Annotated in this window: 9 protein-coding genes; 1 reads left to right on the top strand and 8 read right to left on the bottom strand. The window is 46.7% G+C overall.

The features are described 5' to 3' along the window. Nucleotides 1-166: 166 nt before the first annotated feature. The 7 genes from M1D71_RS15235 to M1D71_RS15205 all read right to left on the bottom strand — a co-directional run bounded on the left by M1D71_RS15235 (nucleotide 167) and on the right by M1D71_RS15205 (nucleotide 10,837). A complete protein-coding gene (locus M1D71_RS15235) occupies nucleotides 167-2,215 on the bottom strand; it encodes a glycoside hydrolase family 16 protein (protein WP_458122643.1) in 2,049 nt (682 codons plus the stop codon). A gap of 201 nt (nucleotides 2,216-2,416) precedes the next feature. Then, nucleotides 2,417-3,979 (bottom strand): response regulator transcription factor, encoded by a 1,563-nt coding sequence (locus tag M1D71_RS15230; RefSeq protein ID WP_458122642.1) that lies wholly within the window; start codon nucleotides 3,977-3,979, stop codon nucleotides 2,417-2,419. Between the two features lie 3 nt (nucleotides 3,980-3,982). Continuing rightward, nucleotides 3,983-5,821, bottom strand: a complete 1,839-nt coding sequence (locus M1D71_RS15225) for a sensor histidine kinase (protein ID WP_458122641.1) — start codon at nucleotides 5,819-5,821, stop codon at nucleotides 3,983-3,985. A gap of 73 nt (nucleotides 5,822-5,894) precedes the next feature. Further along, a complete protein-coding gene (locus tag M1D71_RS15220) occupies nucleotides 5,895-7,541 on the bottom strand; it encodes an extracellular solute-binding protein (RefSeq protein WP_458127262.1) in 1,647 nt (548 codons plus the stop codon). Between the two features lie 569 nt (nucleotides 7,542-8,110). Further along, the gene (locus M1D71_RS15215; protein ID WP_458122640.1) at nucleotides 8,111-8,287 is read right to left on the bottom strand and encodes a hypothetical protein; all 177 of its coding nucleotides are present in this window, start codon (nucleotides 8,285-8,287) and stop codon (nucleotides 8,111-8,113) included. Nucleotides 8,288-8,546: 259 nt separating this feature from the next. Then, nucleotides 8,547-9,662: a glycoside hydrolase family 88 protein gene (locus M1D71_RS15210; RefSeq protein WP_458127261.1), complete on the bottom strand. Its 1,116-nt coding sequence runs from the start codon at nucleotides 9,660-9,662 to the stop codon at nucleotides 8,547-8,549. 29 nt (nucleotides 9,663-9,691) lie between these two features. Then, entirely contained in the window at nucleotides 9,692-10,837 is a 1,146-nt protein-coding gene (locus M1D71_RS15205) for a DUF2264 domain-containing protein (protein WP_458122639.1), read from the bottom strand. A gap of 445 nt (nucleotides 10,838-11,282) precedes the next feature. Here M1D71_RS15205 and M1D71_RS15200 point away from each other — a divergent pair, with 445 nt between their 5' ends. Continuing rightward, entirely contained in the window at nucleotides 11,283-11,732 is a 450-nt protein-coding gene (locus tag M1D71_RS15200) for a helix-turn-helix transcriptional regulator (protein ID WP_458122638.1), read from the top strand. Between the two features lie 335 nt (nucleotides 11,733-12,067). Here M1D71_RS15200 and M1D71_RS15195 read toward each other — a convergent pair whose 3' ends face one another. Further along, entirely contained in the window at nucleotides 12,068-14,659 is a 2,592-nt protein-coding gene (locus tag M1D71_RS15195) for an AraC family transcriptional regulator (RefSeq protein WP_458122637.1), read from the bottom strand. Between the last annotated feature and the right edge of the window lie 91 nt (nucleotides 14,660-14,750).

Below are 14,750 nucleotides of genomic sequence, written 5' to 3'. Positions count from 1 at the left end.
AACAAGCCGGAATTTTGACGCTTAGCAATTAACAATACCAGATGAAGCTTGAGTAAACAGAGATCCTACCTGCCTAAATAACATCAATTCAAATTAACAACAAAAAAAGCCGTTGATCATCATTATTCAGATCAACGGCTTGTTCATTGCGGAAACAGCTGTTTTATTACTGTTCTTTATACACCCGTACATAATCCACTTGCATAGTCGCCGGGATATCGGAGGCGTTCGGAGTACGGCCACCGTCAAAGTTTCCGCCGATTGCCAAGTTCATAATGAGGTAAAACGGCTCATCGAAAGGTGCATTCGGATTATTCGGTGCAGCTGCGGAATACCACTGTTGGTTGGTCACTTTATAGAAAAACTTGCCATCGACATACCATTTAATGTTGTCCTCTTCCCAGACTACCGAGTATACATGATAATCATTGGCAAAAGTTTGCCCCTCCGGGAAGTGATAATCGCCGCCCGAAGACTGGTTCCCGGGCCATTGTCCACCAAAGTGTATGGTACCGCTTACTGATCCAGGCAGACGGCCTCTCGCTTCCATAACATCAATTTCACCTGATGCAGCCCAAGTGCCGTATACCGAATCTTTTGGAAGCATCCACAGTGCTGGCCATACACCATCACCTGTAGGAAGCTTGGCACGAAAATCTACTCTGCCGTACTTCAAGGACAGTTTATCCTTGGTGTTAATCTTGCCAGAAGAATACTGTGCATACCGATTCGGATCCTGCGGGAAAGATTTGCTATCGTTCATGGCTTTGATATTCAGCTTTCCGTCCTGTACATATACATTTTGGGTGCTGTTCGTGTAGTGCTGCAGCTCTGCGTTACCCCATCCCCATGTAGCGGGATCGTTATTGAGATAATAGCCTGTTTCATAGTTCCATTTGCTTGTATCCAGCGTAGTTCCGTTAAACTCATCCTGCCAGATGAGGTTCATGCCCGCGATTGCCGGGTCGGTTGGCGTTCCGATTGAGATATCCTCTTGATCGGATACATCCGGACGCGGAGCATTTGGATTGCCGATAAAGGTATAGTTGACGAAGTTGTTGCCAATATTTCCGCCCGGCTGTCCGTTCAGTGGATATCCAATACGGAACTGCATATTTTCTTGAATTGGCTGGAACCAAAGACCATAGATATAATCGGCCCAGTAACCCCACTGGTTGGCATCGGACATATTGTTATACCCATTACTGGAGTATGCAAATTTGCTCTGGCTGGAGTTACTCAAATCAACCCATTGCCCATTGATGTTAATCTGGTATACAAAATTGCCCAGTTCCTTGGCGATTGGCGCCCCCCCATCAATTTTCGGAAGCGGAACCCCAATGGAACCATTTGCATCTGCTGTGAAGGTTGTCCCTTCATATGGCGTAATCACATATGAATTTCTTGTAGGTTCATTAAACGTAATGGTATAAACAAGATTAGCCGAAGAAGTCTTTGATTCCAATTTGACATTGATCGACTCCGTTACGTTAAACCAGTACCCACCGCCGCCATCAGTGAATTGGCCAAAATTGTGATCGTAGATCCAGCCGCTGGCTGCGTTATTATCAATATCAATCCAGGTGCTGCTGTTAATAGGTTTGACATACACCTTCAAATCATCCGCAACAGCTTCATAAGTGACCGCAGGATTATTGTTGAACGTTGGATATGTAAAGCCTGCACCGCCTGTGAAACTTGCTGTGATTTGTGGACCTTGTGTCGCATTCATCGCTGTGATGGTTGTTTTGTTGATGTTTTGGAATACAAGTTGATACTCCAACTTAACACCATTCACTTTGGAGTACAGTTGAATCTCGGTTGTTGCGGAGAGGGTGAACCAATAGCCATTGAAGCCTCCATCGCTCCAGTGCCCCCAGTTTTGGTTATAGATATAACCGCCTGCCTGGTCGATATCAACCCAGTTGTTGCCCACTTTTACATTAACGCCTACATCACTGTAAACATCATTCCATGTCGCGGAGCCTCCATTGAACTTAGGCATAACAAATCCGTAGCTGGCCTTGCCAACCCCAGATTTTGAAATAACAGGCCCATCTGCTGGTGAGAAGTACTCCATTGAGGTTACAGTAGTTCCCGCTGCCTGAACCTTTGAAGCTGGCAGTATGCCAATACTAGCCAGCATCACAACCACAAGGAACATACCGAGTACCTTTTTCATAAACCGTTTCGCCGTAAAGTGAGATGGTTTCATAATTGCCCTCCTTTAATAGAATAATAGCTTCTCCCAATCCATGCGCATTAAGGAAAACGCTTACAATTGGGAATATCTTTATTCTATCGAATAGGTTAATTTGCTGAAAAGGTACAATTGTTTTTGTGGTATCCCATTTTTTTGGCTTTTGATTCAATTGGCATATTTAACAAGGGAGATTGTCCGTTTGATTATGCTGTTTCATGGTATAGCGTTAGCTTCGTGCTCTGCCTTCTGCCGCATCATCTGTCGGTACTCTGTGGGTTGGATCTGCATCACAAGTCGGAACGCGCGTGTGAAGCTTTTGTAGCTTTCATAGCCAACCATAGCAGCCACCTCAACAATTTTATGATCGGTTTCGGCGAGAAGCTTGCGCGCTTTATCCAAACGCACATCTCGTAGGTATTCAGCAAAACCTTTACCAATATTCTTCTTAAACAGATTTGAAAAATAAGCATAATTAAGCGATACATGATTGGATACCATCGCGAGGTCCAGCGGTTTGTGGTAACTCTCGTGTATAAAACGAATGGCTTCATTTAGATCCTGCGAATGGCGATAGCTGCACTTATAGTCATAATATAACTGATTCAGCCGAAGCAGCTGCTGTTGCAGTGCTTGTATATAATTACGCATCCCTTGATAATCAAAGAGATTACGCAATGATTCAAGGTCCAGCACTTCTTCCCCCATATAAGGGCGGATAACTCGTTCATATTCCTCCATCATCTGAACGGTGGCTGCGCAGAGCTGCTGGGTATAGCGAATAGGATAGCGTTGCAGCACCTTTTTGTGAAATATTGCAGAAATACCCTGAGTAATCGTCCCACTGTTATCTGTTCCAATCGACTGGAACAGTTCATATAAGTCTTCATAGGGAAGTTGCCACTGCTGTTCCATATGCTCAATATGTACTGGGAAGATACTGTACTGATCAGGAAACAGGTAACTGTGGCGATAGAGCTCAAGCACTTGGGTATAGCTGTCTGGTAGTTCTTTTAACCCCTGAATCGGGTTAGTCATGGCCGTTATAGCATCGATCTTTCCTTCCTTGAGCGCTGCAGGCAAAACACTTGGATCTATGGAAGCATCTACCGCAAGGATCAGGTACGGGCGATGTTGCAGGCAGATACAACCTTGTCTGCCAAACACACCATAAGCAATGGCTTCCATGCTATGGGCGCTGCTGGCTCCGGGCTGGTTCATGCAAACTTCTTCCCGCAGCAGGGCTAGGCGATAATTACGCCATAACGCATAATTTTGTTCCTCAATCTGAAGAATCCATGCGTCATCACTTAACGCACCTTGCATAAACATTCTTAATTCTTTACGAGCGGTCTCTTGAGCGAGACGGGATACACGCTGTATATTATGCGTAAGTGCCTGCCGTGTCTGGATCTCTTGCCATACATGCTCCAGGGAATTTTGCAGATCCTCTCGCTTCAAAGGTTTTAGCAAGTAGCCCTTTGCCCCAAGCCCGATAGCTTTTTGGGCATATGTAAAATCACTATAACCGCTGATAATGAGGTATTCCACATCCATGTATTCCTCTTTGGTTTGAGCCATGAGAGCCAATCCATCCATATCCGGCATCATAATATCGGTAATAACGATGTGAATGCAATGCTGCCGCAATAGGCACAGCGCCTCAATCCCGCTCGCGGCACAGTATATGTTGTTCAGCTCCAGAGGAAATTGATGCAGCATGGCCTGCAGGCCATCACGAATGTGTTTTTGATCGTCCACAATCAGGATATTAATCATGCTCTACCACCCTCCAAGATTTACATTTTCCCAAGGCAAACGTATCGTTACGCAGGTATATGCACCTTGAACACTATCAATCCAAAGACCGCAATTCTTGCCATAATGAAGCTGCAACCGCTTATTCACGTTTTCCAAACCAAGTCCACTCCTGCTAGTAACCATCGGCGTATCCGATTCGCTCCGCAGTACTGCCTGAAGACGGTGTAACGTCTCAGGCTCTAACCCCTCTCCGTCATCTCTTATGTTAATGAAAAGCAGACTGTCATTCTCCACAGAAAAGGTAATCTCTATAGTTACCCTGCCGCCTGAAGGTGCCCCGTGATGAACTACATTTTCAACGATGGGCTGCATACACATCTTGGGAATGGCGTAGCGAAGTATCTCCTGAGGAAGATCCGCCGTCATAACGATACTGCCGCCTTCCATAAAGTTGATGAATTCAATATAATTTTGGATATTGGCAAGCTCATCACGAAAAGCAACGGTATCGCTACGCCACTGCATGCTGTAACGTAGCTGGGAGCCCAACGATACCAATGAATTGGCTATAGCAGGCTGTCTCTGTACCTCTGCCACCATACGGATCGATTCCAGGGCGTTATATAAAAAATGAGAATTAATCTGCGAATGAAGGGAGTGCAACTGTGCGTTTTTGGCAATTAACTGCTTATCCACGACCTGTGTCATTAGACGTTTGACCTCATGTAACATTTTATTGTAATTTACCGCCACCTCATCGATTTCATCCCCTCTTTCGTTCTCATCAAGGCCTGTATCAATCATTGCATCCAGCTCGCCCTTTCGTACCTGCCGCATTGATACCAGTACGCTGTCCAACCGCCGGAAAATACGCCGCGTCGTTTGGGATACGAGTAACATAATCAGCAGCAATACACATAATGTAATCGTTACCACAAATGCATACCAACTGCGCGGCCCCTTCATCAATGCCTGATGGGAAGCAATATCGACCACATAAGTGTTCAACGGAGCGATGTATCGATACAATGCATAGAAGCTCTGATCTCCCACCTTAACATGAAGCGGGCTTTCCTGCGGCAATATATCCAGCTGGTGATGAATACTGCCAAGGATCTCCTCCAGCCCCTGCCCGTACTTCTCAGAAAACTCATGCTGGGGATTGTAAACATACTGGGGAGGATCGCTTCCGTTCATCAATACTGAAAAGAAGTCCCCCTTGCTCTCCTGGAGCAGGTCGCTGAAAAACATGCTGTGCGGGACTCGCACTTCCATAATACTAGGGCGTTTTTGTTCCTGCCCTTGAAGGCGAACCAGACGATAGTAGGATAATGTGTGTTCACCATCCCTAAAAGAAAATAAACGGTAAGCCGCACCACCTTCATCCCGAAGCTTTACCCAATAATCCTGCGGGTAAAATTTCTTATAATGATAGATTTCAGGCCAGATTTCATACAAGTTTGGGTTATCGACGTAAAAGCTAAGCTCACTGATCATCGCATTGCTTTGAATAATATTGAGCATTTGCTCAAACTGGTTCTGCTTAAACTTTACCAGGCGCAGTCCATCCACAAGCATATTGGAATGAATAAAATCCACAAATGACTTTTGAGTGAGGGTCGTATTGGAAGCGTTCTCAATCATGTCCATTCTTCTGCGCAATTGTTCATTCAGCCATGAAACGTGGCTGTTGCCCGTTGCCATAGCGTCCTTATATAGCTGGGTTTCTTGCATGCGGATATACACAAAGGATATCAAAATAACAGGTATGGCAATCATCAGGCTAAATGCCAGAAACAGCTTTTGGGATATACGGGCATTGCGATAAAGCTTCCTCAATCTCGTCAGTAGGTATTTCATTCTGATGTATTCACCACCTTGTTATACCATATATTACTAGTTAGCAGATAGGTAACAATGTATTAGGGAATGGTTATCTGGCTATCTTGGCTTTCCGCAGTTCCAGTTCAGCCTGGCGATATTCCATCACCTGGTTAAAGCCGTAGTTCACACGACGTATCAGAAAATTTTCAAAAATTTTGTCAAAGGCAGCTTCATCCTTCGCTGTAATCAGTTCTGGCAGCACCTCTTCCCAATTCTGAGAAATACGTGACCAGGCTAACGCTATATCGGAATCACCTACAGGATCTAGTCCCTTATAGATGCCGCTGTCCAGATCGGCCTGTTGGTTGGCGAACTCCTCCATTTGCTTAATGGATGGGGTATGCTCTGGTCTCCACTGATTAACGAAAGCAGGGTTTCGCAGCATCCAGTAGGTATCCACAATGCCATATTCCTTTTCCAGCCGCTCCCTATCCGTGTCATGCAACTGGAGCATTGCCGCCGTTAACTGCGGTTTGCCGTTCTCCATCGCCCAGGTTTCCCCTTCTTTGCCCAAAAATAAATCCCGTTGGCCTTCTTCGCTGGCCAGATAGGTCAAAAATCGGATGGCTCTTTCAGGTTTTTTCGTGGATCTGCTAATCATCGTAACCATCCAGCCATCCATGCTGCCGGGGAACAGTTTGGCGGATTCTCCCCTGCTGCTCCGGGGTCCATCTACAGCAATATAGTATGAACTCTGATTCGTAAGGACTTCCAATTTCGAATTGAGGTCCGATATGTCTGTCCATTCCCGAATCATCATAAAATATTGGGCATGGTTGGTTTTTTCCTGCACCTGTGCACTGGAGTCGACCAGAAAATCAACATTAATCAAGCCCTGCTCGTAAGCGGTACGAAATGTTTTCAGCCACTCCATATAATCGGGATCTGTCATTCGGTCGTATACTTTACCGTTCTGTTCATGGGGGATCGCAAGCAGATTTTGCAAATATTCGGTCATCCCATAGGATGCATCCCCCTGTGCCCAAAACGGGCTGATCAGCTGGCCTTTATAAACAGAATATTGATTCTTCAGCAATTGCAATGCATTTAGAAAACCCTTCGGTGTGGTAAGGTCCGGTTTGCCCATCGACTCATACAGATCTTTACGTACGAGAAAGGTTTGGTTCGCTCCCGTCAAGCCGGTTGAACGCATCTGTTCGGGACTGTACGCATCATTGGGGATGACATAGGTATGGCCGTCTTCCTGCCGATACCATTGTAGAGCACCATCGCCTGCTACCTTGTAAAAGTAAGGATCATACTGGTTGGCTAGCTCATCCAGGGCATAGATGAGATTACTCTCCCGAAGTTTGTTAACCGCACTCTCCCAGGAGCCGATGGTTATCAAATCCGGCAGACTACCGGTCGTCAACATCCGTGATAACATCTCGCTTGGTTCATCAGTTGCTACTTCAAATTCGATATTTACCCCTGTTTTTTGGGTGACATATTTGGAAGTCAGGCTCTCACCCCAAGTTTGCCCGTACCATTCGGCTCCAACGAACCACGTTAGATTCACAGGGGTGGTATCCAGCTTCCATGACGGTTCTTCCATATTAAGGCTCTGTATCTGCTCCGTGAAGTCAGCCTTTGTCAAAGCATCCCTATCTTCCGATTGCTCTGACTCAGAACAAGCAGTCAAGCCTGACATCAGACACATCATCAACAAGGCTAAAATATAAGGGCTTCGAAACATGAACACCTAAGCGCCTCCTTTCTATACTGACCTTCTCCAATCCCCATATGCACCAGCATTCCTAGTAGTGGTGGTACAACCGATTTTACTACCCTTGGATTAAAATGGAAATGGTTTAGTGGTCGATTCTCAGATGATCCGCATCATTCCCTAACGAAACATCACTTGTAATAAATCAATGGAAGGGAGACCGATAGTTGAATAAAGCCGCTGATCCTGTTGATCGGCGGCCTTCTTGGGTTCTATGAAAATATTGTTTCCTGTTTGTGAAATTTCCAGATGCAATAGCGGGAACGGATTTCCAGATCCATCGAATTCGGAGCGTCCGCTCACTAAACTACATGACTAGTTTTTCAAGAACCCAAGAAAGAATCTCAACATCAAAACCTTTGGTGGATAAAAAGTGATGGTGGTGACAAATAAGACATACGAACTAAAAAATCCTATTTTGGATGAACAAGACCACATAAGTCCAGAAAAGGGTGATTGGGTTAGTTATAGCTTTATTCATATCAAGAATGAGTGGCCACTGTTCACCTATCCTATACGTAATTCATACTCAGATCGATTTAGTTCGCATGAATTACAATCTCCGCAGGAAACATTCCGTCTGCACAAGCCGTCAAAACAATGCGACCTGGTTCACCAGTCAGCCTGATGACCGTGCCGACACATCCCCGGTACATATGTATTACATTCTGATCGTAGGGCTCACTTGAACAGAGATCACCATTGTCATACCGCACGATTTCTGCCGGCCTGGTAACGTGGAAGGTGACCTTACAATGTGAACTTTTTCATTTATTATGGTACTTAATGCGGTTTTAAGTGTATGCGATCAATCATTGTTTAAATATGCATCTAATCGGGAAGCGGACTATGTTCTTGTCCCTCGATACCATCACTCATTCAGTAAACAATGATTAGCAGTAGCCACAACAGAACAAGGCAGCCCCGCGAATACCTTCGCTGCGGGCTGCTTTGATTTTGCGTGCCAATTTCACATTACCAGAACCGTTCCTGGTGTCCCATCAACAACGAAATACCTTCTGCGAAGTAATAATCACCGTAAATCAATGGAACATTAACATTATGCTTTTCAGGGAAATGGCTCGTCCCATGTAAAATGAGTCCTTCCTCTGTATCCGAATCCCAGGCTCCATAATTCGTATACAATGAATGCAGAATTTGCTTTCCGCGTTCGCGATAGATTCTTGCCTCCAGTCCGTCAACTTGGTCCGCTAGGAGTAGAAGTCCACAAGCAGCGCAAGCTCCAGCCGAGGAATCACGAATCGCAGGAATCCCTTCTGACGAACGGAAATCCCAATAAGGAACATGGTCTTCCGGTAAATTGGCCATAAAGAAATGAGCTGTTTGTTTGGCTGCATTCAAATATTTCGGGTCACCTGTGTACTGGTAACTTAGACTCATTCCATAAATAGCCCATGCCGTCCCACGAGACCACGCAGATTCTGGTGCGAATCCTTGTCCTCCCTTCACTCCAAGCTTTTCGCCGGTATCGGGGTCAAAAACCACGATATGAGCAACCGACCCGTCAGTCCGATAAAAATGCTTCAACACCGTATCAGCATGCTTGATTGCAATGTGCTTATATCGTGGATCTCCGGTTATACTGGATGCCCAATAAAGTAACGGCAGATTCATCATACAGTCGATAATGGCCCAGCCTGCATGTTCTTCCCCATTCCACGCACGAATGAAGTTTCCCTGGGCATTAAAACGTGCAGCAAGTAGGTTTGCAGCAAGCAGCGCCCTTCGTTTAGAATCCTCTGCTCCGAGAATCTTGTATCTTGCTCCACTTGTTAAGGTCCACATAAAACCGATATCGTGATCAATCTTGTTTGAATCGGTCAGCAATATATCCAGCTGGCTTTCGCATGATTCTGCTGATTCCTTTAATTCATTATCTTGCGTATCTCGATAAACAAGCCACATCAATCCTGGCCAAAAACCAGAGGTCCACCAAGATGCTGGCTCAAGCTGATACTCTCCATTTATACTTGCATGCGGGAATCCATCTCCGATTCGATGATGAATACGCTTTACTTTTGCCTTCGTCTGATCCCAAGCTTCTTGCACCCATTCCGTTTTGACCGTCATCATAATTGCTCCTTCCTTTAGGTGAACTCCTATATGTCGTTCGACATTGCTTTATCCAACTTGAGGTTTTTACCTGACCATATCATTAGTGACGTCCATTCTGCCTCTCCTTGCCAGAATTCAGCGTCCGATGGCAGTCCCAAGGCGAGGAATACCGTCGTGCATAAGTACAAGCTACCTGTCGAAATATATCCTTCTCCGATATCAGGCTGACTGCCAGCAAAACCAATGCGAAGCCAACCGGAATCATCGAACGTACCCGGCATCTCGATTTGCCTCCTGATTACGGCAGTAAGCGCGCAGCGGACTTGAGTTGGTAGCAGTTCTTCAGGAAGCTCATCCCTTAGAGCCATTAAAGACAGGTGCTGAAATGCACCGAACCGATAGGCAAGTGATCGTCCAATTGGTGGGAACGTTCCTTCAGGTGATATCATCCGTTCCAAAACGGCTGCATAACGTACTGCTCTTTTCATCACTTTATTCCGAAGTGTACTCCAATCGCCAAATTGATCTCCTATCACATCCAAAATATCAATCATCATGGGTTGAATGACAAAACTGTTGTAATAATCCCAATGAAATGTGGGACCGTCTCCGTATACTCCGTCCCCTTTATACCATTGCTCGTGTTGCCTTAGCGCATAATCGACGCGCATACGATCCCAATTCTCTACTCCCATCCGATACAGAGCGACTTCAATCATGGCGCTAAACAGCAGCCAATTGCTGAATACGGGACGGATAATACGCGTTGCCTTCAAAGCTATAATTAAATTAGCCTTCACTTTCTCATCCAGCAATTCATATAACTCGTTTGGAGCCCGGAGAACCGCGTTAGCAAGAAAGGCTGCGTCAACCAAGGGCTGGCCGCCTTTCGTGAAATTCATCAAGTCAGGCGAATCCGGGTCCGTAGCAGCCTCGATGGCCAGCCTGGCCATACCTGCGATTCTAGCTCGAATCTCTCCCTCGTCTCCACAACGCGGTCCATGCTCAAGCCATGGTGCAATTCCCGCAAGCGTACGTCCCAATGCTTCCAAGTATGTGTAATCTGTCCGATCTCCCTCCCTTGCTTCAACAGGCATATCATTAACCAACCGACGTTCCGATAAAGAATGAAGAACAGGATATGCAATTCGAACCAAGGTCTCCACCCAATACTTCCTATCGCCCGACATCGCGCTTCCCCCTTAATCTGACAGTTGTCTAAAAGAATTATAGTCGGTTGTAACCTCTCCTACAATAAACTATAATGATCAAAAACTGACCTATTGTGCTGAGGAGTGTTAAAGTATGCTGCAGTTGTTCTCATGCGGGTTCCATACCATTCACCATGAAGGAATCATAAGGAATCGTCCGTACGGCTCCGGTAACTACACTTTTGTATTTTTTAATAGCAACGCAGAAGTGAAACTACACAATGACACAATGGTCATTGAAAAGGATACTTTTATCATTTTTCAACCCCGGACCCCCCATTCTTATCGCGAAATTGAGAGCCCTTTCATAAACGACTGGTTTCATTGTAATGGAGATGATTTACCGGAATTTCTTGCGGAATTGAATTTCCCTTTGGATACGCCCGTTGAAGCATCTGATCCGTTGCTTATTTCTAGGTGTATCATGGAACTACAGAACATCTATCGGCTTGACGGACCGTTACGTGAGCGAATTATGGATTGTGACCTTCGGTCTTTTTTTATGAAATTAACCGATTTACGGGAACGAACTGCTCCTCACCAACTGAATCGTTATTACATGCGATTTACGGAACTACGTAATGATCTCTACCGCTTTCCTCACCAGAACGTTTCTGTGACGGAATTGGCTGCACGATTAAATCTAAGTAAATCCTATTTCCAGCGTATATATAAGCAGTTATTTGGCTGTTCTGTAATGATGGATATTATTAACGGAAGGCTTGAACGCGCGAAGTATCTTTTGGATCATAGTGAGATGTCAGTAACCCAGATTGCTAACTCATGCGGCTACGAGAATGACACTCATTTCATGCGTCAATTCAAGAAGTTTGTTGGCATCTCGCCGAGACAATATCGATTCAGAAATGAATGATTTCTATATACGTTGATAGCAGAGGTAAAAGCCTTTGCGACCGTTACGTCCACAAAGGCTTTCGTGTATTCATGTTTCAGTCACTCAAAAAAGACCCACCACCCTCACTTAGATAATCACCTAATCGGTAATGGGAATATGTTCTTGTCCCTCGACATTTTTTCATTGATTTTTAATAACTCATCTTCTCCATTTGAATCGTCTCAAAACTTCGCCAACTCAATTGTTGACTGGGTCATATATTCAAATTACCTCAGAAAAAAACATAGTAATCCCTCCTTACCGTATTAAAAGTTAATACGACAGACACGCAAAAAGTTTGATTTCGCGCTTTTTTATCCGTTTTTCTTCATTCGGTACTGCCCGGGCGTCATGCCTTTCTGCTTGCGGAACAGCCGGATAAAATACGAGGGATGATATCCGACCGATTCGGCGATCTCGTTTACTTTGAGGTCGGTCGTGCATAGCAGCTCCCGGCCCCGTTCAAGACGAAGTTCCATCACATAATCGACGAAGTTTTTGCCATAGGCCTGCTTGAATGAGCGGCTGAGCGTATAAGAACTGACGCCAAAACGTTCCGCACAGCTCTCTAGCGAGAAATCTGCCGTATAATCACGTTCGATCTCTTCCTTGACTCGTTCCGCGAGACGATCAGTATACAGCCGCTCGGCGCTGCCGATCTCGCGGCCGTAAGGTTCCAATACCTGTGTACGCACAAAGGCGGCTATCGCTTTGGGCTGGCGTATAGTGGCAAGTCGTTCATACAATCCCATACGGTCGATGTGCTCGGATTGAGCGCCGTTCTCCATCATCGTGTGCAGTAGACTGCCGAGTAGATGCATAGTCAGATTACGCATTTCCGGCTTCGAGACCGCTCGGCGCGCAAGCTCATCGATCAATTCATCCGTCAGCTCGGCCGCTTCCTCGATTTGGCCAAGCTTGACGCAGCGGAGCAGCTCACGTTCGAGCTCGAATGGATAAGTGCTCTGCTCATCTAGATCCGGCATCCATTCGTCGAGATTCAGAACCCGACAATCTTCGTCGTGCGGAATATGACGCAGTGCACCTCGCTGGGAATGAAGCAGCTCCGGCACTTCCAGAATTCCGGAGGCACTGCCTATGCACACTAGGGTTTGCAGCCGCAGCACAGAGCGTACCGTGCCCGCCAACTCTCCCCCCAGCCTTTTCCACAGTGCGTTCAGCGGCTGTTCATCGCTTTCTTCATTTGCAGCATCACCTTGGATCTTTTCGGCTGAACTTTGCAAACCGTGCATATATTCTCGATTCGTCTCGGCCGTAACGCCGCTTTCATCTATGGAATAAGGAATCAGCACGGCAGCGGTCGAATCCTGAAAATTCACAACGATTGCACGCTTCATACGTTGCTCTACAAATTCACGGGCTACATTGGCGGCAGCGAACGTCATCAGCAGTTCGTCTTCTTCACGGAACTTCGATTCCGGCGGCGACAGCACGCCCACCTGCATCAAGAAAACCGACAGCCGCTCGTCGGGATGGATCGACCACCCGAATCTTTCCATTCGCGACAGCAGTTCCTGCTCGCTCAAAGTTTGATAATGTCCCTGCATCAACTGCATCAAAAAGGCGGATCTCAGTTCGGGATACGTGTGTTCAAGCCGGGCTTCGGCTTCTCTTTTGGCGTCGGCCAGACCGCGCCAACTTGTCTCGATATAGTCCAGTTCATCGTATGGATGTCCAGCCTTCTCGATTCCGGAAGCGGCCGTTCCACTTTTGGGCTGCTGGCTTAGGCGGATCTTACGCAGCAGCCGGCTTAGGCCCTTTTCTTTTTCCGGCGATTCTGCCGTTCCCGCAGCCCCATCCGCTGAAGAGTGGGCAAGCGCCGGCGAGAACTGACCGCTGAGGATCTCTACCAATCGACTGATCGGTCTATGCAGCCGATGCGAAGCCAACCAGGCGATCAGCAGCGCCAGAAGCATGCCGGCCAAACTGACGGCGAGCAGCGAACGTGAGAGCAGTACGACAGGGCGAGTTAATGCTTCCAAAGGCGACACCGTCACGTAAGTCCATTCGACCCCCGGCCGCTGCAGTTGGCTGTGGGAGACGGAGTATGTTTTGCCCAGCCATTTGAACAGATAAGAATCCGGTTTGTCCGAGACCCGGGTACGAAGTTCTTCACGCAGCGCAGATTCGAAAGTTGGAGTTCGCATTGGATCGTCCGGCAGCACATCCGACATACGGATTAAAGGGGGACCGGAACTTGCATACAGAAACGAAGCGCCTTTATCGTCGAACGATGCCCGGCGCATCCGTTCTTCAATCTGATTCCTGTCCAGATTCAGTAGAAGAGCTCCGTAAGGTTCTCCGTAACCGGGCAGCTTCCGGACCAATACGACCTCTTCGTTCTCGGAAGCGGTCCAGCGAAAATCATCCAGCCAATACAGATCGGACGGTGCATCGACAAGCTTTTGAAACCGCTTACTATCTTCTGCGAACGAAATATTTCTTAACCCGTCCGTATCCGACAGCAAAAGCGGCTCGCTGCGCGCAAGCAGCAGCTTTGCGTCTTTCAACTCCGGATACGACGCTTTCATCAGTCCCAAAAAACGGTACAGCTCCTGGGTTCTCTGATATTCCATACGAAGATCCGCTCTTCGCAGATCAGCGTCGAGTCTCGGATCGAGCGCCCAACGGGCCGCAGACTGTTCTACCTGCACGAACAGTTCGTCCATACTTTCCGCCGATCGTTCGACAAGTGCCCGGTGGCTGCCCATGACCTCACGTTCGATGTGCGCCGTACCCAGCGCATAAGACGAGAAACCGATAACCGCTGTGGGGATGCTTGACATGCACAGCGCCAGGATCAGACTGTAGCGATAAAAGCGTCCTTTTCCTTCCCGGCTTCGACTCCACAACCGAAAATTTCGCCAGCTTCGAATATTAGTCATAGCTGCTCCCCCTTTTTTCCAAACGCTATTAGCAGTCCACACAATTTTATGTAAAAAGGAAAATAAACACAATAGAGCCCCCGTTTCCGGA

It is taken from the genome of Paenibacillus sp. Z3-2, from assembly GCF_054161325.1.
This window is presented reverse-complemented; position numbering and strand designations above follow the sequence as displayed.